General features: G+C 76.3%; 16 protein-coding genes. 6 read left to right on the top strand and 10 right to left on the bottom strand.

Annotated features, from left to right (window positions below; translation table 11 throughout):
• Window positions 1-49: 49 nt before the first annotated feature.
• The 6 genes from dapF to FS882_RS11290 form a co-directional block, all read right to left on the bottom strand.
• On the bottom strand, window positions 50-1,021 hold the full coding sequence (gene dapF, locus FS882_RS11315; protein WP_158373159.1) for a diaminopimelate epimerase: 972 nt from the start codon (window positions 1,019-1,021) through the stop codon (window positions 50-52).
• Window positions 1,018-1,974: a tRNA (adenosine(37)-N6)-dimethylallyltransferase MiaA gene (gene miaA / locus FS882_RS11310; protein ID WP_158373158.1), complete on the bottom strand. Its 957-nt coding sequence runs from the start codon at window positions 1,972-1,974 to the stop codon at window positions 1,018-1,020. The genes dapF and miaA overlap by 4 nt, the downstream gene beginning before the upstream one ends.
• The gene (locus FS882_RS11305) at window positions 1,971-2,759 is read right to left on the bottom strand and encodes a hypothetical protein (RefSeq protein ID WP_158373157.1); all 789 of its coding nucleotides are present in this window, start codon (window positions 2,757-2,759) and stop codon (window positions 1,971-1,973) included. Before FS882_RS11305 ends, miaA begins: the two co-directional genes overlap by 4 nt.
• Before the next feature lie 199 nt (window positions 2,760-2,958).
• Entirely contained in the window at window positions 2,959-4,959 is a 2,001-nt protein-coding gene (locus FS882_RS11300) for a hypothetical protein (RefSeq protein WP_158373156.1), read from the bottom strand.
• Window positions 4,956-6,947 carry an HSP90 family protein gene (locus tag FS882_RS11295; RefSeq protein ID WP_158373155.1) on the bottom strand — a complete coding sequence of 664 codons (1,992 nt, stop codon included), beginning with the start codon at window positions 6,945-6,947 and terminating at the stop codon, window positions 4,956-4,958. Before FS882_RS11295 ends, FS882_RS11300 begins: the two co-directional genes overlap by 4 nt.
• A gap of 10 nt (window positions 6,948-6,957) precedes the next feature.
• Window positions 6,958-7,524, bottom strand: coding sequence for a YbjN domain-containing protein (locus FS882_RS11290; protein WP_262348230.1), 567 nt, complete (start codon window positions 7,522-7,524; stop codon window positions 6,958-6,960).
• Between the two features lie 124 nt (window positions 7,525-7,648).
• Between FS882_RS11290 and FS882_RS11285 the strand changes: the two genes are divergently transcribed.
• Window positions 7,649-8,221, top strand: coding sequence for a YbjN domain-containing protein (locus FS882_RS11285; protein ID WP_158373154.1), 573 nt, complete (start codon window positions 7,649-7,651; stop codon window positions 8,219-8,221).
• Window positions 8,218-8,727 carry a YbjN domain-containing protein gene (locus FS882_RS11280; protein ID WP_262348229.1) on the top strand — a complete coding sequence of 170 codons (510 nt, stop codon included), beginning with the start codon at window positions 8,218-8,220 and terminating at the stop codon, window positions 8,725-8,727. Before FS882_RS11285 ends, FS882_RS11280 begins: the two co-directional genes overlap by 4 nt.
• Before the next feature lie 37 nt (window positions 8,728-8,764).
• Here the strand turns inward: FS882_RS11280 and miaB are convergent, their stop codons facing one another.
• Window positions 8,765-10,357: a tRNA (N6-isopentenyl adenosine(37)-C2)-methylthiotransferase MiaB gene (miaB, locus tag FS882_RS11275; protein ID WP_158373153.1), complete on the bottom strand. Its 1,593-nt coding sequence runs from the start codon at window positions 10,355-10,357 to the stop codon at window positions 8,765-8,767.
• A 135-nt stretch (window positions 10,358-10,492) separates the two neighbouring features.
• Here miaB and FS882_RS11270 point away from each other — a divergent pair, with 135 nt between their 5' ends.
• The 4 genes from FS882_RS11270 (at window position 10,493) to FS882_RS11255 (ending at window position 13,846) form a co-directional block, all read left to right on the top strand.
• A complete protein-coding gene (locus FS882_RS11270) occupies window positions 10,493-11,233 on the top strand; it encodes an amino acid ABC transporter ATP-binding protein (RefSeq protein WP_158373152.1) in 741 nt (246 codons plus the stop codon).
• Window positions 11,234-11,328: 95 nt separating this feature from the next.
• Complete coding sequence (locus FS882_RS11265) at window positions 11,329-12,207, top strand: glutamate ABC transporter substrate-binding protein (protein ID WP_158373151.1); 879 nt, start codon at window positions 11,329-11,331, stop codon at window positions 12,205-12,207.
• 83 nt (window positions 12,208-12,290) lie between these two features.
• Complete coding sequence (locus tag FS882_RS11260) at window positions 12,291-12,941, top strand: amino acid ABC transporter permease (protein WP_158373150.1); 651 nt, start codon at window positions 12,291-12,293, stop codon at window positions 12,939-12,941.
• A complete protein-coding gene (locus tag FS882_RS11255; protein ID WP_158373149.1) occupies window positions 12,938-13,846 on the top strand; it encodes an amino acid ABC transporter permease in 909 nt (302 codons plus the stop codon). The genes FS882_RS11260 and FS882_RS11255 overlap by 4 nt, the downstream gene beginning before the upstream one ends.
• Before the next feature lie 118 nt (window positions 13,847-13,964).
• Here the strand turns inward: FS882_RS11255 and rny are convergent, their stop codons facing one another.
• From rny to recA, 3 genes are all read right to left on the bottom strand, one after another.
• Window positions 13,965-15,557, bottom strand: a complete 1,593-nt coding sequence (rny, locus tag FS882_RS11250; RefSeq protein WP_158373148.1) for a ribonuclease Y — start codon at window positions 15,555-15,557, stop codon at window positions 13,965-13,967.
• Between the two features lie 349 nt (window positions 15,558-15,906).
• Window positions 15,907-17,196: a regulatory protein RecX gene (locus tag FS882_RS21740; protein ID WP_222848195.1), complete on the bottom strand. Its 1,290-nt coding sequence runs from the start codon at window positions 17,194-17,196 to the stop codon at window positions 15,907-15,909.
• A complete protein-coding gene (gene recA / locus FS882_RS11240; RefSeq protein WP_158373147.1) occupies window positions 17,196-18,236 on the bottom strand; it encodes a recombinase RecA in 1,041 nt (346 codons plus the stop codon). The genes FS882_RS21740 and recA overlap by 1 nt, the downstream gene beginning before the upstream one ends.
• Window positions 18,237-18,430 lie beyond the last annotated feature (194 nt).

The raw sequence follows: 18,430 nt of genomic DNA, 5'->3' as shown, positions 1-18,430 counted from the left end.
GCCCGGGGCGCGGTGTTCCGCGGGGCGCCCGCGATGCCCGCCCGCGGGGTCAGCGGCGCAGGGCGTCCGGGTCGACGTCGAGGTCCGCGACCAGCACGGCCGGCCCGGCGAGCTCGACGTGCCCGTCCGGCAGCGTCGCGACGCGCACGGTGCCCCCGGGGACGTCCACCAGCCACACGTCGGGAGCCTGCGGGCCCGCCCACGCCCGGACCGCGAGCGCCGCGGCGCACGCGCCCGTGCCGCAGGACCGCGTCTCCCCGACGCCCCGCTCGTGCACCCGCATGCGCACGCGGCCGACGACGGTGCCGTCGTCGAGCCGCTGCTCGCCGAGCGGGACGACGAGCTCGACGTTGGTGCCGTGCGGCGGGACCGGGTCGACGGCCGGGGCGCGGGTCAGGTCGGCGGCGGCCAGCTCGGCGTCGTCGGCGAGCGCCAGGACCGTGTGCGGGTTCCCCAGGTCGACGCTCAGCGCCGGGCGCGGCACCGCGAGCCCGGCCACCTCGACCTGCGCGTCCGACCCGGCGGCCGCGGCCTCGGGCCCGCCGGGCAGGCGCCACTCCCCCATGTCCACGGCGTACCAGGTCTCACCCGCGGGGCCGGCGGCCTCGCGGACGCGGCGGACGCCGGCGCGGGTGCCGAGCACGAGCTCGCCCGCCGCGGGGTCCCAGAGGCCGAGGGCGCGGGCGTACTCGGCCACGACGCGCACGCCGTTGCCGCACATCTCCGCGATCGAGCCGTCCGCGTTGCGGTAGTCCATGAACCAGGTCGCGGCCGGGTCCTCCGCGAGCACCGCGCCGCCCTCGGGCAGCTCGGCGCTGGCGACCAGCCGGATCACGCCGTCCCCGCCGATGCCGGCGCGCCGGTCGGCGAGCGCCCGCACCAGGTCCGCGTCGAGCGCGACGCCGGTCCGGCCGTCGAGCAGCACGAAGTCGTTCTGGGTGCCGTGGCCCTTGGTCACGCGCAGCGCCGCGACGGAGCCGGGGAGGGCGCGGGCGGCCGGGGACGCGGCGGGAGCGGTCATGAGCCCAGACTACGGCGCGGGGCCGGGTCGTCCGTGGCGAGCCCGAGCTGCCCGGAGTCGGCCGCGGCCACGAGAGCGAGGGCCCGGTCGACCAGCTCCGGGTCGCGGGCGTCGAGCCAGTGCACGCGCGGGTCCCGGCCGAACCACCCCATCTGCTTGCGGGCGAGCCGGCGGGTGCCGGCGACCACCTGGGCGCGGGCCTCGTCCTCGGTGAGCTCGCCGCGCAGGGCGGCCAGCACCTCGGCGTAGCCGACGGCGCGGGAGGCCGTGCGGCCGATGCCCCGCTCGACCAGGCCACGCACCTCGTCGACCAGCCCGGCGGCCCACATCCGGTCGACCCGCGCCTGCACGCGCTCGTCCAGCACGGCACGGTCGCAGTCCAGGCCGATCTGGACGGCGGGGACCTCGTAGTCGTGCCCCGGCAGGTTGGCGGAGTACGGCTTCCCGGTGAGCGCGATGACCTCGAGCGCCCGCACGATCCGGCGGGCGTTGCGGGGGCCGATGTTCTCGGCGGCGACCGGGTCGGCCGCGGCGAGCTCCGCGTGCAGGGCACGGGCGCCCTCGGCCTCCGCGCGCGCCTCCAGGGCCGCCCGCACCTCGGGGTCGGTGCCGGGGAACTCCATCCGGTCCAGCAGCGACCGCACGTACAGCCCCGACCCCCCGACGACGACCGGGCGCCGGCCGCGCGCGGCGATGTCCGCCAGGGCCGCGCGCGCGTCGCGCTGGTAGGCGGCGACTGTGGCGTCCTCGTGCGGGTCGAGCACGTCCAGCAGGTGGTGCGGGACGCCGCGGCGCTCGGCGACGGTGAGCTTGGCGGTGCCGATGTCGAGGCCGCGGTAGAGCTGCAGGGCGTCGGCGTTGACCACCTCGCCGCCCAGGTGCTCCGCGAGGGCCACGCCCAGGTCGGACTTGCCGGTCGCGGTCGGGCCGACCACGGCGACGACGACGGTCAACGGGGCTCCTCGGGGTGGTGCGGGGCGGGGTGGCCGGGCGAGGCCGGGTCGGCGGGCCGCGCCGGGTCGGGCCGCCAGGCGGCGACGACGTGCTGGGCGCCCGCGACGACCTCCGCGTACGGGGTCGCGGACCCCGCGCGCGCGGGCTCCGGGCCGAGGTGGGCGGCCAGCAGCGCGAGCGCGGCCCGCCACGGCGCCCAGCCGGAGACGGCCAGGTCGCGTGCGCGGTCGGCGCCGAGGTCGTCCAGCGCCCGGGCCAGCGCGACCGGACCGCCGGCGAGCGCCGCGAGCAGGGCGTCGTCGGCCCCCGGGGCGCGCGGGTCGTCGGCGAGCGGGGCGTCGGGCCCGTGCCGGGCGCTCAGCGACCCGACGACCACCACGGCGCGCAGTGGACCCGGGGCGGCGACAGCGGCGGTGGCCGGGGCGTCGGCGGCGGCCCGGTCGATCTCGAGCACGTCGACCGGCGCGGACACCCCGGCGGCCCGGAGCAGCATGAGCGCGACCGAGGCGGGCGTGTCCGCGAGCACCGCCCCGTCCCCGGCGGGCGCCGCGCCCGGCAGGTCGAGACCGGCGGCGCCGAGACCCGGCGCGACGGGGTGCGGCAGGAACCGGTCCCGGCGGGCCGGGGCGACGACGAGCACCCGGCCGCCCGTCGCCTCCGGGTCGGCGAGGTCCGCGAGCGCCGCCGCCGCCGCGTCCCGCAGCCCGGAGGCCGGGTCGGCCCGCCCGGCGGCCCCGGGGACGAGCAGGGCGGTGTCGGGCAGGAACACCACGGCCAGGCTCACCCCCCGACCGTATCCCGCCCGGCACCCGCTCCCCGCCCCGGCGCCACCTCCGCCGACCCTGCACCCCCCGCGGGGTTCCACCCCCGCGAACCCACGTCGTCCGCGTTCTCGGCTGACCCGCTAGGGCGAGCCCGCGCGGGCGAGCCCGCGCGGGCGCGGCGCGTGGGGCGCGGCGGCCCCGCCCGCGGGCGGCGCCGCGCTAGGTCGTCAGGGTGCGGGCCAGGTCGTCGGCGCGGGCGTCCTGGCCGGAGCGCCGCAGGACGTCCACCAGCGCGTTCGCCACCTCGCCGTGCGGGGCGCGCTGCCGCGCGGCGGCGAAGCCCTCCATCGCGGACTCCAGGTGCCACACCGCGTCCTCGACGTGGCCGAGCCCGTCGTGCAGGCGGCCCGCGAGCCAGAACGCGTGCGCGGCGTCCGCGAGCGCCCCGAGCCCGGCGTACGCCTCGGCGGCCGCCTGCGCCCGACCGGCCGCGGCCGCGCTGCGCTCCGGGCCACCCAGGGTCGCCAGGAGGCGCGCGGCGGCGTCGTCCAGGTCCGCGGCGGCGCGGCGGTGCTCGGCCTGCTCGCGGGCCACGAGCTCCGGGGCGCGGTCGTCGTCGGCGGGCGCGTCGGCCCCCAGCCGGGTCAGCAGCCCGTCCACCTCGGCGAGCACGGCCTCGGCCTGGCCGGTCACCGCGGCGGCACCGGCCCACGCGACGACGACCGGCGTCACCACGGTCGGCGGGACGTCCGCGGCGCGCAGCCGGGCCACCGCCGCGGCGTACCCGGAGGCCGCGCCGTCGTCGTCGCCGAGCACCTGGGCGCAGTGGGCGGCCTCCGCGTAGCCGAAGCCGGACTCGGTCAGCAGCCCCGCGCTCTCGAACGCCACGGCCGCGTCGAGGTAGGCGCCCGCGGCGGGCTCCAGGTCGCCGGCCGCCGCGAGGCGCTCCGCCTCGGCGACGAGCTCCGCCGGGTCGGCCGGGGCCGCACGCCGGGCGTCGCCGGTCCCCGCGTCGCCGCCCGCACCCGCGTCGGCGGCGTCGCCGGGCACCCGCGCCGGGGGACCCGCCGGGCGGACGGACGCGCCGGTGCGCCCCGCGCCCGCCGCCAGCCCGCGCGGCAGCACGTCGAGGTCCAGCACGTCCGCCGCCGGCTCCGTCTCCCAGGCCCGCGCGACCGACTCGCTCTCCGCGGTCGTGCCGTTCCGCGCGTCGAACTGCGTCGCCAGCGCGGTCGCCTCGACCCGCAGCCAGTCGTCGAGCTCGGCCACCGTCGTCGCGGGCACGGCCGTCAGCCGGACCGGCAGGTCGCCCCGCCCGGCCCCGCGCAGCACGTGCGTGGCCGCGCCGACCAGCCGCGCGAACGCCAGCCGCGAGTACGGCGTGTCCCCGCCCGTGAGGTACTGCTGGTCCGCCTCGATGGCGCGCACGGCCCGCTCGGCCTGCCCGCCCCGCGCCAGCAGCCGCACCCGGCGGCCACGGGCGCCGACCATGTCGGACTCGGCCTCGGCCAGCGCGGCGACGGCGCGCCGGTGGGTGCGGGCGGCGTCGCGGGGCCGGCCCTGGTCCAGGTAGGCCTCCGCGAGGTACGACAGCATGTCGGCGGGCTCGGACGCGCAGGACGGGTCCTCGGCGAGCGTCTGCTCGATGAGCCGGATGCCCTCCTCCGGGCGGTCGGTGGCGAGCAGCCACGCGGCGCGGTCGCCCGGGTCGCACGCCTCGCACTGGGAGAAGTCGTCCCGCGGGGTGGCGACCCACGCCTGGTACGCCGCCTCGACGTCGGCGGCGCCCCGCTGGCGCGCCCACGCGAACCGCTCGTAGGCGACGGCGTCCATGCCGTTCCCGGCCAGCGCGTACCGGCGCTCCATGTCGGCGAGCGTGCGGTCGATCTGCTCGGCGGGCACGGTCGGGAAGTCGGCGAGCCCGGAGATCATCCACTTGAAGGACCAGAACAGCCCGTGCCGGTCCTGGGCGTCGAAGTGCTCGGGGTGCTCGTCCCACCAGCGCAGCAGCCGCGCGAACGCGACGAAGGAGCGGTCGACCTCCCCGCCCCACTGGTACGCCTCGACCAGCGTGCTCAGCGCGTAGGCGCGCGCGGCGTCGGGCCCCTCGGCGTCGACCAGCCGCACCTGGCGCTCCGCCGCCTGGGTGCGCGCGAGCCCGTACGGCATCTGCCGCACCCGGGTGATCTCGCGGTTGGCGTCGTCCAGCGTGCGCGTCACGCGCGCTCCTCCCCGGCCGGTCCCCCGGCCGCCTCGTCGTCGGCGCCGGGCAGCGCGCCCGGCACCCCCTCGTCGTGCCCGGCGCCGGTCCCGCGCAGGCCCGCGCGCAGCAGCACCGACATCGACCCGGTCATCAGCTCCGACTCCCGCGCGCGCAGCGGCTCGCCGGACAGCAGCAGCGCCGACACGTACAGCGACCGCAGGCCCGCGGCGAACACCTCCCCGGGCGGGGCGTCGAGCAGGTCCCGCACCAGCGGGCTGGCGTCGTTGAGCACCAGCCGCCGCGCGGCGGCGGGCGCGGCGAACCCGGCCAGCACGTCGCTCCACACGTCGTCGGCCTCGGCCATCGCCGCCTGCAGGTCGCGCTGGTGGTCGCCGTCCCGGTCGTGCAGCAGGACGGCGGGCAGCTCCGCGGGCTCGAAGGCCCGCAGCACCAGCTCGGTGTCGAGCGGACGCAGCACGTCGCCGCCCGCCCGCACCGCGTCCAGGGTGGCGAGCTCGCGCTCGGGGGCCACGGGGGCCAGCACCTGCGCGATGTCACCGGCGCCGAGCGGCCGCACCTCGCCGAGACCGCGCCCGGGGCCCCGGGCGGCGAGCCGCGCCAGCAGGTCGGCGTCGTACACGTAACCCGCGTTCACCACGGCGAGCCCCTGCGCCCGGGCGACCGGCGCGATCCGCTTGTACTCCTCGAGCGTGGGCGCAAACACCACCTGCCCGTGCTCCGCCGCGACCTCGGCGAGCGTCAGCGTCCCGTCGGTCGTCTCGTACGGCAGGATCCGCGCCGCGAGGTCGAGCATCGTGTCGTCGGTCAGCGCGAGCGAGCGCACCGCGAGGTGGTGCGTGCTCACGAACTCCCGCGCGAGGGCCGTCGACGACTCGAGGGTGCGCAGCGTCCAGGACCGGACGGCGTCCGCGAGCGCCTCCTGCGTCGCGAGCAGCACCTCGTCCGTGTACAGCGCCTCGCGCGACGCGGTCGGGCGCAGGCCCGAGGCGTCGATGACGCAGCGGACGAAGAACGCCCACTCGGGCAGCAGCCCGTCGACGCGTGCGCCGAGGAGCATCCGCTTGAGGTAGACCCGGTGCGACCCGCCACCGCCCGGGGGCACCGCGGCGGGCAGCACGAACGCGACCCCCTGCACGCCGGCCAGCGGCACGGACAGGTCGATGTGCGCCAGCGGCGTGAAGCCGAGGGTCTGCTCGCAGTACCGGGCCAGCGCCTGCGCGCGGGCGGCCTCGTCGGGGTACGTGCGGGCCCAGGGCGCCTCGGGTGCCGAGACCCGCCGCCAGGAGTGGCCGGGGCGAGCGGCGCCGTCGGCGGGCAGGTCGAGGACCGGGTCCCGGGCACCGGGTGCGGGGGCCGGGTCCGCCGTCGGGGCGGTGCCCAGCGGTACCTCCACCGCCACGTCGACCGGCAGCAGCGAGCCGAACTCGGCCGCGAGCGCCGCGACCGTCTCGCCGGCCAGCCAGTGCTCCAGGTCCCGCCGCGGCCGCAGCCGCACGGTGCTGCCGGGCGGCAGCCCGGCGTCCGGCAGCTCCACCAGGTCGTACGAGCCGTCGGCGTGCCCGCGCCAGCGCACGGCCGGCGCCTGCGGGTCGCGCGCGGACCGGGAGACCAGCTCGATGGAGTCGGCCACCATGAACCCCGACAGCAGGCCGATGCCGAACTGCCCGAGGAACTCCTCGCGCCCGACCCCGAGGTCGAGGTCGCGCTTGGACGACCGTCCGACGGTCGCCAGCAGCTCCTCCGCCTCGGCGCGGGTCAGGCCGACCCCGGAGTCGGTGACGAGCAGCGACCCGTCCGGCTGCGGCCGCAGCCGGACGGTGGCCGGGCAGCCCGGGTCCTCGGCGCGGCGCGCGGTGATCGCGTCGACGCCGTTCTGCAGCAGCTCGCGCAGGTAGACCCGGGGGCCGGAGTACAGGTGCCGGGCGAGCAGGTCGACCACGCCGTGCAGGTCGACCTGGAACGCCCGCGCCGCGGGGTCCGTCATCGGCGGTGCGTCACTCCCCCTGCGCGGCGGCCTCGGCGGCCTTCGCCGCGGCGGCCTCGGCCGGGAACTGCTCGTCCAGGTGCTCGAACAGGCTGAGCGCGGTGGTGATGCCGCAGGCGAGGTGCAGGTCGATCTGCTCGTCGGTCGCGCCGTGCTCGTAGTCGACCGTGTGCTCGGCGTACACGCCGACGACGTCGTCCTCGGCCCGCACGTAGCCCTTCGGCCACAGCTTCTCCGAGTTCCAGGTGTTCACCAGGTCCACGACGCGCGCGTACTGGTCGATGCCGACCCGGCGGTTCCACCGGCCGCGGGTCTGCAGGTACTCCTGCTGACCACCGAGGCGGAAGAAGTAGAACAGGTGGCCGTCCCAGTAGCCGCCGATGTCGCCGTCGTCGTCGACGCCGTAGTTCATCTCGCGCGCGTCGAGCACGTCGATGACGCGCTGGTGCGACAGGGGCTGCGGTCCGGGGACGGACGCCGCGGCGTCCGGCTTGGTGAAGAAACCCATGGCGTCCTCGTGGGTGTCGTGCGGGGCCGTGTCGACCCCGCGGGCTGCGTCGGTGCTGGTGGCGGGCACGCGACGGCCCGTCCCGCACGAGCCTAACCCGATCGCGCGGACGCACTGCCGCCCGAGATGTCCGATCCGGTGAACGGGGGGTGACCACGCTGGCGGCGTCGGCGCCCGCGCGTATGGTGTGCGCATGGGTCTGTTCGGGAACCGCCGCCCCCGCCGCGGACCGGGCCGCCCGGCGAGCGGCCGCGAGGCCGCGCCGGTCCCCGCCAACCCGGGTCGGGGTGGCGCGCGCGGGTCGGAACCCGGCGGCGTGGCCGTGGACGACGGCCGCCCCACCCCGCTGAGCACCGAGCGGATCGTGCGGTGGTTCGAGCGCAACGACTTCCACTACTTCACCGACGACGACGGCGACCTCGGCGGGCTGTGGCGCGGCCGGCTGTTCTACTTCTTCCTGTTCGGCGAGCACCAGGAGATCGTGCAGGTGCGCGGGCAGTGGAACCGCGAGATCGCGATCGAGCGGCTCGAGGAGGTGCTCGACGCCTGCACCGAGTGGAACGCCGAGCGCATCTGGCCCAAGGCGTACGTCCGGGTGCGGGACAACGGCATGGTGCACGTCGTCGCCGAGGTCTCCACCGACCTGGAGCACGGCGCGACCGACGAGCAGCTCAGCCAGATCCTGTTCTGCGGCCTGTCCACGTCGAGCACGTTCTTCGACGCCATCGACGAGCTCTACCCCGACCCCGCGGCGGTGGCCCCGTGACCGCGCCCCGCACGCCGGGCTGGCTGTCCCGGGTGCTCGGCGAGCGCGGCGCCGCCCCCGCCCCGCAGCGCCGGGTGCCGCTGCAGGCCCGGCCGACGCCGCTGACCCGCGACCGGGTCGCGGCGACGCTGGCCGCGCGCGGCTACCACTACCGGGTGGACGAGGACGGCGACCTCACGGGCGTGTGGAACGACTCCCGGTTCTGGTTCCTGCTGCTCGGCGAGCAGCGGGAGATCCTGCAGGTGCGCGGCCGGTGGCACCGGCAGCTCCCCGTCGACAGCCGCCGCGCGGTGACGCTGGCGCTCAACGACTGGAACCGCGAGCGCATCTGGCCGAAGCTCTACCTCCGCGAGGAGGAGGGCCAGCTCGCCGTGTACAGCGAGGTGTCGACCGACCTGGAGCACGGCGTGACCGCCGAGCAGCTGGACCAGCTCGTGTCCTGCGGGCTGGGCACCGGCGTGCAGAGCTTCGCGTCGTTCGACCAGCTGCTGCCGCCGCAGGTCTGAGCGGCGCCGCCGCGCCGGGGCCCGCTCCCCGTCGGGCTCAGCGCCGCCCGAGCGTCGGCAGCCCCAGCAGGACCGGCGCGGCCGGACCCGCGCCGCCCGTCCCGCACGCGTCGCCCGCGCCGCCGTGCGCGTGGTCGTCCTCGCCCGCCTGGCGCCGCTCCCAGGCGTCGCCCGCCCGGGTCCGGCGCACGGCGAACGTGCCGCCGTGGACCGCGGAGTCCGCGACCAGGTGGTGCGGCGCGGCGTGCGTGACGTCGACCGTGACGAGGTCCCCGGGGCGGGGCGCGTCGGCCGCTGCGAGCCCGGCGGGCAGCGCGAGGTGCACCAGCCGGTTGTCCGCGGCGCGGCCCGACAGCCGGCGGGTCTCGCCGTCCTTGCGGCCCTCGCCCTCGGCGAGCAGCACCTCGACGGTGCGGCCGACCTGCCGCTGCGCCTCCTCCAGGCCGATCCGGTCCTGCAGCGCGATCAGCCGCTCGTACCGCTCCTGCACGACCGCCTTGGGCAGCTGGTCGGGCAGGTCGGCGGCCGGCGTGCCGGGGCGCGGCGAGTACTGGAAGGTGAACGCCGAGGAGAACCGCGAGGCCTCGACCACGCGCAGCGTCTCGACGAAGTCCTCCTCGGTCTCCCCCGGGAAGCCCACGATGATGTCCGTGGTGATCGCGGCGTCCGGCAGCTGCGCCCGGACCCGGTCGAGGATGCCGAGAAACTTCTCCGACCGGTAGGACCGGCGCATCGCGCGCAGGACCCGGTCCGAGCCGGACTGCAGCGGCATGTGCAGGCTGGGCATCACGGCGGGCGTCTCGGCCATCGCGGCGATGACGTCGTCCGTGAACGCGGCCGGGTGCGGGGAGGTGAACCGCAGCCGCTCCAGGCCGTCGATCGCGCCCGCGGCGCGCAGCAGCTTGGCGAACGCGCCCCGGTCGCCGAACTCGACGCCGTAGGAGTTCACGTTCTGGCCGAGCAGGGTGACCTCGATCGCGCCCTGGTCCACCAGCGCGGCCACCTCGGCGAGCACGTCGCCCGGCCGGCGGTCGCGCTCCTTGCCGCGCAGGTGCGGCACGATGCAGAACGTGCAGGTGTTGTTGCACCCGACGCTGATGGACACCCAGCCGGCGTAGGCGGACTCGCGGCGGGTCGGCAGCGTCGACGGGAAGACCTTGAGGGACTCCTCGATCTCGACCTGCGCCGCCTCGTTGTGCCGGGCGCGCTCCAGCAGCACCGGCAGCACGTCGAGGTTGTGCGTGCCGAACACGACGTCGACCCACGGCGCGCGCTCGACGATCCCGGTGCGGTCCTTCTGGGCGAGGCAGCCGCCGACGGCGATCTGCATGCCGGGGCGGGCGCGCTTGGCACCGGCGAGCCGGCCGAGGTTGCCGTACAGCTTGTCGGCCGCGTTCTCCCGCACCGCGCACGTGTTGATGACGATGACGTCGGCCTCCTCCGCCGCCGCGGCCTCGGGCGACGCGGCGACGTAGCCGGCCTGCTCGAGCATGCCGGCCATGTGCTCGGAGTCGTGCACGTTCATCTGGCAGCCGAGGGTCTTGACCAGGTACGTGCGCGCGGGCTCGCCGGCCGGCGACGTGGGGGCGTCGGGGGCCACGAGGACGGGGGGCGGGGTCGTCGTGCTCATCGCGGACCAGGGTACGTCCGCCGGTCTCCGCCCTCCGCAGCGATGACTTGCCTGAGGTGTCCACATGACCGGGCTGTTTCCGATCTGTGACCTCAAAAGGTGGCGCAGGTAACACGAGCCTCATAGGTTCCAGGGATGACACAGCCCCTGGTCGTCCTCGAGCACGTGGAGAAGCACTTCGGCGCGCTGCACGTGCTCCAGGACGTCAACCTCACCGTCCGGCGCGGCGAGGTCGTCGTCGTCATCGGCCCGTCCGGCAGCGGCAAGTCCACGCTGTGCCGGACGATCAACCGGCTCGAGACGATCGAGTCCGGCACGATCACGGTCGACGGCGAGCCGCTGCCCGCGGAGGGCCGTGCCCTCGCCCGGCTGCGCGCCGACGTCGGCATGGTGTTCCAGTCGTTCAACCTGTTCGCCCACCGCACCGTGCTGCAGAACGTCACCCTCGGGCTGCGCAAGGTCCGCCGCCTCGGCAGCCGCGAGGCCAAGGAGCGGGCGATGACCCTGCTCGAGCGCGTCGGCGTGGCGAGCCAGGCGGACAAGCTGCCCGCCCAGCTGTCCGGCGGACAGCAGCAGCGCGTCGCGATCGCCCGCGCGCTCGCGATGGAGCCCAAGGTCATGCTGTTCGACGAGCCGACCTCCGCGCTCGACCCCGAGATGATCAACGAGGTCCTCGACGTCATGACGTCCCTCGCGGCGGAGGGCATGACGATGGTCGTCGTCACGCACGAGATGGGCTTCGCCCGCCGTGCCGCCGACCGCGTCGTGTTCATGGACGGCGGGGCGATCGTCGAGGAGGCCGACCCCGAGACGTTCTTCACCGCCCCCCGCAGCGAGCGGGCGCGCGACTTCCTGTCGAAGATCCTCACCCACTGAGCCCGGGCGCCCCCGCGCCCGCAGCACCACCCGCACGAACCCCGACCGGCACCGACCGAGACGCACGCACCCCGACGCGACCCCAGGAGCCCGACATGAGAACCCGTACCGCTGGCCCGATCGCCCTCGCCGCCGCCGCCGTCCTGACGCTGGCCGCCTGCGGCGGATCCGACGACACCGACGGGGGCTCGACCCCCGAGGTGTCGGACGTCGAGGCCGCCGACTTCCCCGAGGGCTCGACGATGGCCGAGCTCGCCGAGGCGGGCTCGATCACCATCGGCACCAAGTTCGACCAGCCGCTGTTCGGCCTCGTCGGCCCCGACGGCACGCCCGAGGGCTTCGACGTCGAGATCGGCAAGATCATCGCCGGGGCGCTCGGGATCCCCGAGGACGGCATCGAGTGGAAGGAGACGGTGTCCGCCAACCGCGAGTCGTTCATCGAGTCCGGCCAGGTCGACATCGTCGTCGCGACGTACACCATCAACGACGAGCGCAAGCAGAAGGTGTCGTTCGCCGGTCCGTACTACCAGGCCGGGCAGTCGATCCTCACGCTCGCCGACAACGAGGACATCCAGGGCCCCGACGACCTCGCGGGCAAGAAGGTCTGCACCGTCGCCGGGTCGACGCCGGAGGCGAACCTGCTGGAGAACTTCCCCGACACGGAGGTCGTGCCGTTCGGCGCCTACTCCGACTGCCTCGAGCCGCTGCGCAACGGCCAGGTCGACGCGATGAGCACCGACAACGTCATCCTCGCCGGCTTCGCGGCCGACGACCCGGCGTTCGAGGTCCGCGGCGACCCGTTCACCGAGGAGCCGTACGGCATCGGCCTCGCGCTCGACGACACCGACTTCCGGATGTGGATCAACGACGTCCTCGAGCAGTCGTTCGAGGACGGCACCTGGACCGAGGCGTGGGAGGCGACGGCCGGCAGCGTGCTGCCGACGCCCGAGCCGCCCGCCGTCGACCGGTACTGACGCGTCGCGGCGCCCGGGGTCCCGGGCGCCGCGACCGCTCGACCCGTCGACCTCCCTCGTCCCCCGAAGGCAAGGACCCCCGCGTGGACCTGATCGCCGACAACCTGCCGGCCTACCTGAGCGGCTTCCGCGTCACGCTGCAGCTCACCGTCCTGTCCGGGGCTGTCGCCCTGGTCTGGGGCACCGTGCTCGCCGCCATGCGCGTCTCCCCCGTGGCGACGCTCCGCGGCCTGGCGGTGACCTACGTCGAGCTGCTGCGCAACACCCCGCTCACCCTGGTGTTCTTCTTCCTGGTCTTCGTGGCGCCGCAGTTCGGCGTCCTGCCGCCGCTCGGCTTCTGGACCGCGGTGATCGCGCTGTCCGCGTACACGTCGGCGTTCGTGTGCGAGGCGGTCCGGTCCGGCATCAACGGCGTGCCCGTCGGGCAGGCGGAGGCGGCGCGCGCGATCGGGCTGACCTTCGGGCAGACGCTCAACCTGGTGGTGCTGCCGCAGGCGGTGCGCTCCGTGATCCCGCCGCTGATCAACGTCCTGATCGCCCTGACCAAGAACACCTCGGTGGCCGCCGGGTTCGCGGTGGTCGAGCTGCTCGCCTCCGGCCGGCGGATCGCGCTGGCGAACCCGTCCGAGGCGGTGCTCGCGCTGGCCGGCGTGGGCCTGTTCTACCTGGTCATCACGATCCCCGCCGGCTACCTGGCCGGGGTCCTCGAGCGGAAGGTGGCGTTCGCGCGATGAGCTCCGTCCTGTACGACGAGCCCGGTCCCGTCGCCCGCCGGCGGGAGCGGATCGGCTCCGTCATCGGCGGCCTGCTGGTCGTCGCCCTGCTCGTGCTGGCGTTCCGGTACGCCGACGACCGCGGCCTGTTCGGCGCCGACCGGTGGGACGTGCTGTACGACCCGCCCAAGAACCAGTCCGCCGAGGCGGTCTGGACGTCGATGGTGGTCCGCGGCCTCGGCGCCACCCTGCGCGCCGCCGTGGTCGCCGCGCCGCTCGCGCTCGTGCTCGGGCTGCTGCTGGCGATGTGGCGCACCGCCCGGGTCGCCTGGCTCCGCGCGCCCGCCACCGTCGTGATCGAGCTGTTCCGGGGCCTGCCGGTGCTGCTCATGATGCTGTTCGGGCTGCTCGGGTTCGGCTGGGACGCCTTCGCCGCGGTGGTGTTCGGGCTCACGGTCTACAACATGGCGATCATCGCGGAGATCCTGCGCGCCGGGCTCGCGTCGCTGCCGAAGGGGCAGACGGAGGCCGCGTACGCGATCGGGCTGTCCCGGTGGCAGACGCTGCTCCTCGTGCAGCTGCCGCAGGCGGTGCGGACGATGCTGCCGAGCCTGATCGCGCAGCTCGTGGTGCTGCTCAAGGACTCCTCGCTCGGGTTCATCGTCGGGTACCCGGAGCTGCTCAAGGCGATGCAGAACAACGCGCAGTACTTCGGGCAGAAGTACTACGTGGCGCTGTTCGTCGTGGGGGCCGGGATCTACCTGGTCGTGAACATCACGCTGACCCGGCTGGCGGTGTGGCTGCAGCGCCGGGGCGGCGCGAAGACGTCCGGCAAGGTCGCCCGGGACGTGACGATCGCGCCCGCCGGCGTCGGCGGCCCGGGCGGCCCGGGCGGGTTCGCCTCCGGAGCGGGCGGCACGGTCTGACCGCGTGGTCCCGCCGAGATAGGACCGTTCCGCCGAGGTAGGGCCGTCCTGGGTCCTATCTCGGCTCGGGTGTCCTATCTCGGCGCGGGGGTTGTCGCTCGGCGGGATGCGCGGGCCGTCAGCCCGCCGTGGCGCTGGCGCGGACCTCGCGGACGACCGTCACCTTGATCTCGCCCGGGTAGGACAGGTCCTGCTCGATGTGCCGGGCGATCTCCACCGCGAGCCGGCCGATCTCCGTGTCCGGCACCTCGCTCGGCTCGACGACCACCCGCATCTCGCGACCCGCCGCCATGGCGAGCGCCCGGCGGACGCCGGCGTGGCTCGCGACGAGCTCCTCCAGCTGCTCCAGCCGCTCCACGTGCTGGTCGGTGTCCTCGCGGCGCGCGCCGGGGCGGGCCGCGGACATCGCGTCCGCCACCTGCACGAGCACCGCCTCCACGGTCTCCGCCGGGACCTCGTCGTGGTGCGCGGCGATGCCGTTCACGACCGCCTCGGACTCCCCGTGCCGGGCGGCCAGCGCCGCCCCGACCTGCGCGTGCGTGCCCGGTACCTCGCCGGTCATCGCCTTGCCGAGGTCGTGCAGCAGCGCGGAGCGGCGGGCGACGTCGACGTCCGCGCCGATCTCCCCCGCGACCTGCGCCGCGATCAGCGCCGACTCCACCAGGTGCTCCAGCACGTTCTGGCCGAACGACGTCCGCAGCCGCAGCCGGCCGAGGACCCGCACGAGCTCCTGGTCCAGCCCGCGCACGCCGGCGCGCTCGGCGGCCGCGTGCCCGGCCTCGTCGGCGCGGTCGTCCGCACCGGCGAGTGCCTCGGCGTAGGCCGTCTCGATCCGCTGCGGGTTGATCCGGCCGTCCGCCATCAGCGCCTCGAGCGCGACCTGCGCGACCTCGCGCCGGTCGGCGTCGAAGCACGACAGCACCACCGTGCCCGGGGTCTCGTCGACGAGGACGTTCACGCCGGTCAGCGCCTCGAACAGCCGGATGTTCCGGCCCTCCTTGCCGATGATCCGGCCCTTCATCTCGTCCGACGGCAGGGGCAGCAGCGTGACGGCCGCCTGGCTGCTCGTCGGGACCGCCGCGCGCTGGGCGGCGGTCGCGAGGACCCGGCGGACCCGTGCGTCGGCGGTGCGGCGCGCCTGCGCCTCCACCCGACGGACCGTCGCCGCCGCGGCGGTCTGCGCCTCGGCGGTCAGCTGCCGCAGCAGCTCGGCGCGCGCCTCCGCCGCGGTCAGCCCGGACGTCGCCTCGAGCCGCTCGGTGGCCTCCTGGCCGGCGGCGGCGAGCCGGTCGGCTGCCTCGCGCTCGGCAGCGGCGAGCCGCTCGGCGGCGGCGCGCTCTGCCTCGTCGACGACCCGGGCGGCGTCCCGCTCGGCAGCGGCGCGCTGCTCGCCGGCGGTCACGGCGGCGGTCGCGGCCTGCTCGGCGGCCTCCCGGCGCAGGTCGGCGGCGGCGTCGTTCGCGGCCCGGGCGGCGCGCTCCTGCTCGGTCGCCGAGCGCTCGGCGGCCGCGGCGCTCTCCTCCCGCTCAGCGGCGCGGGCCTCGCGCCGCTGTGCGTCAGCGAGGGCGGACCGGGCCTCGTCCCGGATCGACTGCACGTCCTCCTGCGCCTGCCGGCGCACGGCGGCGGCCTCCCGGCGGGCGAGCAGCACGAGGACGAGCGCGACCAGGCAGGCGGCGAGCAGTCCCACGATGATCGCCACGTCCTGCATGCGTCCACGCTCCCGGGGTGCTCGGCTGGGTCGGGGCGCGCGGCGGATCCGTGCCCCCCGGGGGGACCCGCGCCTGCCGCGACCGGTGCTGCCGCCGCCGGCCCGCTGGGGTGCGGGTCGCGCGGGCGGCGCGGCGGTGAGGCGGCGGCGCGAGGTGGGGCCATTGTTCCCCATCCGGGCGGTCCGGCCGCCGACCTGGCGCGAGTGGCGCGGCGACCCGGGCGGTCGCCCGGGTGCGGAGCGGCGTCGAGCGGATCCGCCTCCCCCCGGGCACCGATGCGTACCGGGCGGCACGCTCCGCCCGGGCGTGCGCGGACGAGCGGCAGGACGAGACCCGGCGCCGGTGCGGTCAGTCGTCCCCGGCGTCCGCGCCCTCGGCCGCCAGCTCCTCCCGGACGACCCGGGACACCAGGGAGCCGCCGTACCCGCGTCGGCCGAGCGCGCCGTACGCGCGCCGCAGCCGGACCTCGCGGTCGAGGCCCCGGGTGGCCCGGAGCTTCTTGCGGGCGAGCGCGCGGGCCGCCTGCTCCTCGTCGGCGTCGTCCACCTGCTCCAGGGCCTCGCGCGCCACCTCGTCGTCGACGCCCTTGCGGCGCAGCTCCATCGCGAGCGCGCGCCGGGACATGCCGCGCTCGGCGTGCCGGCTGCGGACCAGGATCTCGGCGTACGCGGCGTCGTCCACCAGGCCGACCTCGGTGAACCGGTCGAGCACGCGGTCCGCGACGACCTCCGGCACGTCGCGCCGGGCCATCGCCTCCGCGAGCTGGGCCCGGCTGCGGGGGGCGGCGGTGAGCTGGCGCAGGGCGATCGCCCGGGCGACCGACTCGGGGTCGGGCTCCGCGTCGGTCGCGGCGGTGCCGGTCTCCGGCGGCTCGGTCGCGGGCGCGCGGCGCCGGCCGGACGTCCTTCGACGCCCCGCGTCCCGGGGACCACCGCCGGCCACGCCGCGGCGGACGACGGGCGGGCCGTCGGGGTCCGCGACGTCCACCGTGTCCGTGGCACCCGGGGCGGCGGCCGTCGTGCGGGCGGCGGCGGTGGCTGGGGTCGTGCGGGTGGTGGCGGTCGTCGCGGTGGTGGTGCTGTCGGCGGTGGCGGCGATCCGACCGCCGCCCGAGCGCGCCACGATCTCCGCCAGCCTCGCCGCGACGGCCGCGACCTCGGGCGAGGGCTCGGCGGAACCGGCTCCGTCGACGCCCGCCCGGGCGCGCCGCCCCGTGGCGGTGCGGCCCGTCCGATCGGGTGCGGTCCCGCGAGCACGGCCGCCCCGCGCCGGTGACGGCGCGTCGGTTCCGTCCTGCTGCGCGGGGCCGTCCGGCACCGACGCGGGCGAGGGCGAGTCGTCGTCCCACGCCGACGCGGGCGGGTGCGGGTCGTCGTCCCACACCGACGCGGGCGCTGGTGCGTCGTCGTCCCACACCGACGCGGGCTCAGGCGCCTCGCCGTCCCACGCCGACGCAGACGCCGGCGCGTCCTCGTCCCAGACGGACCCCGCCGACTCCGCGGACCCCGCCCAGGCGGACGCGTCGCCGTCGGACCGGTCGTCCCACGCCGCGGCGCCCGCCGGGGCGACGTCGAGCCACGCCTCGCCGGCCGCCGCGGGATCGGTGCCGGCGGCGGCCGGGTCGTGCCGGGTCGACATCAGAAGTCGACCTTCACCTCCGCGCCGGCGGGCGCGTCGACCTTGGCACCGATGCCGAGCTTCTCGAGGATCTTCTTCTCGATCTCCGCGGCGAGGTCCGGGTTGTCGCGCAGGAACCCGCGCGCGTTCTCCTTGCCCTGGCCGAGCTGGTCGCCCTCGTAGGTGAACCAGGAGCCGGACTTCCGGATGAACCCGTGCTCGACGCCCATGTCGATGAGGCCGCCCTCGCGGGAGATGCCGACGCCGTAGAGGATGTCGAACTCGGCCTGCTTGAACGGCGGGGCCATCTTGTTCTTCACGACCTTGACCCGGGTCCGGTTGCCGACGGCGTCCGTGCCCTCCTTGAGGGTCTCGATGCGGCGGATGTCCATGCGCACCGACGCGTAGAACTTGAGCGCCTTGCCACCGGTCGTGGTCTCGGGCGAGCCGAAGAACACGCCGATCTTCTCGCGCAGCTGGTTGATGAAGATCGCCGTGGTGCCGGACGCGTTGAGGGCACCGGTGATCTTGCGGAGCGCCTGGGACATGAGGCGGGCCTGCAGACCGACGTGGCTGTCGCCCATCTCGCCCTCGATCTCGGCCTTCGGCACGAGCGCCGCGACGGAGTCGATGACGATGATGTCGATCGCGCCCGAGCGGATCAGCATGTCCATGATCTCGAGCGCCTGCTCGCCGGTGTCCGGCTGGGAGACGAGCAGCGCGTCGGTGTCGACGCCGAGCTTCTTGGCGTAGTCCGGGTCCAGCGCGTGCTCCGCGTCGATGAACGCGGCGATGCCGCCCTGGCGCTGGGCGTTGGCCACGGCGTGCAGCGCGACGGTGGTCTTTCCGGAGGACTCGGGGCCGTAGATCTCGACGATGCGGCCCTTGGGCAGACCGCCGATGCCGAGCGCGACGTCGAGCGCGACGGAGCCGGTCGGGATGACCTCGACCGGGGCGCGGCCGTCGTCGCCGAGACGCATGATCGAGCCCTTGCCGAACTGGCGGTCGATCTGGCTGAGGGCGGCCTCGAGAGCCTTCTCGCGGTCCTGGGGTGCGGGCATGGTGTTCCACCTCGTGCGTCTCGTGCAGCCTCGCGCTGCGCCGGCAGGGCTGGTCTTCTCGTGTCGTGCGCTGACGCTATGCCCGACCACCGACATGGATCCCGGTCCCGTCCACAGCCCGCGCGACCCGCCCCGCCTGGGGACGACCGCCGGACCGCCCGGACCCGGGGCGCGCCAACGCCGACCACTCTACC

Origin of the sequence: Cellulosimicrobium cellulans (assembly GCF_007679345.1) — a bacterium.
In the GTDB taxonomy this organism is placed as follows: Bacteria; Actinomycetota; Actinomycetes; order Actinomycetales; family Cellulomonadaceae; genus Cellulomonas; species Cellulomonas cellulans_A.
The sequence above is the reverse complement of the archived record's forward strand: the minus strand, read 5'-3'. Positions and strand labels throughout refer to the sequence as shown.

What these genes read in the sequence shown, in the direction of transcription:
- dapF (WP_158373159.1), bottom strand. Translation starts at nt 1,021, where the DNA reads ATGACCGCTCCCGCCGCGTCCCCGGCCGCCCGCGCCCTCCCCGGCTCC.
- FS882_RS11295 (WP_158373155.1), bottom strand. Translation starts at nt 6,947, where the DNA reads ATGACGGACCCCGCGGCGCGGGCGTTCCAGGTCGACCTGCACGGCGTG.
- FS882_RS11285 (WP_158373154.1), top strand. Translation starts at nt 7,649, where the DNA reads ATGGGTCTGTTCGGGAACCGCCGCCCCCGCCGCGGACCGGGCCGCCCG.
- miaB (WP_158373153.1), bottom strand. Translation starts at nt 10,357, where the DNA reads ATGAGCACGACGACCCCGCCCCCCGTCCTCGTGGCCCCCGACGCCCCC.
- FS882_RS11270 (WP_158373152.1), top strand. Translation starts at nt 10,493, where the DNA reads ATGACACAGCCCCTGGTCGTCCTCGAGCACGTGGAGAAGCACTTCGGC.
- FS882_RS11265 (WP_158373151.1), top strand. Translation starts at nt 11,329, where the DNA reads ATGAGAACCCGTACCGCTGGCCCGATCGCCCTCGCCGCCGCCGCCGTC.
- FS882_RS11255 (WP_158373149.1), top strand. Translation starts at nt 12,938, where the DNA reads ATGAGCTCCGTCCTGTACGACGAGCCCGGTCCCGTCGCCCGCCGGCGG.
- rny (WP_158373148.1), bottom strand. Translation starts at nt 15,557, where the DNA reads ATGCAGGACGTGGCGATCATCGTGGGACTGCTCGCCGCCTGCCTGGTC.
- FS882_RS21740 (WP_222848195.1), bottom strand. Translation starts at nt 17,196, where the DNA reads ATGTCGACCCGGCACGACCCGGCCGCCGCCGGCACCGATCCCGCGGCG.
- recA (WP_158373147.1), bottom strand. Translation starts at nt 18,236, where the DNA reads ATGCCCGCACCCCAGGACCGCGAGAAGGCTCTCGAGGCCGCCCTCAGC.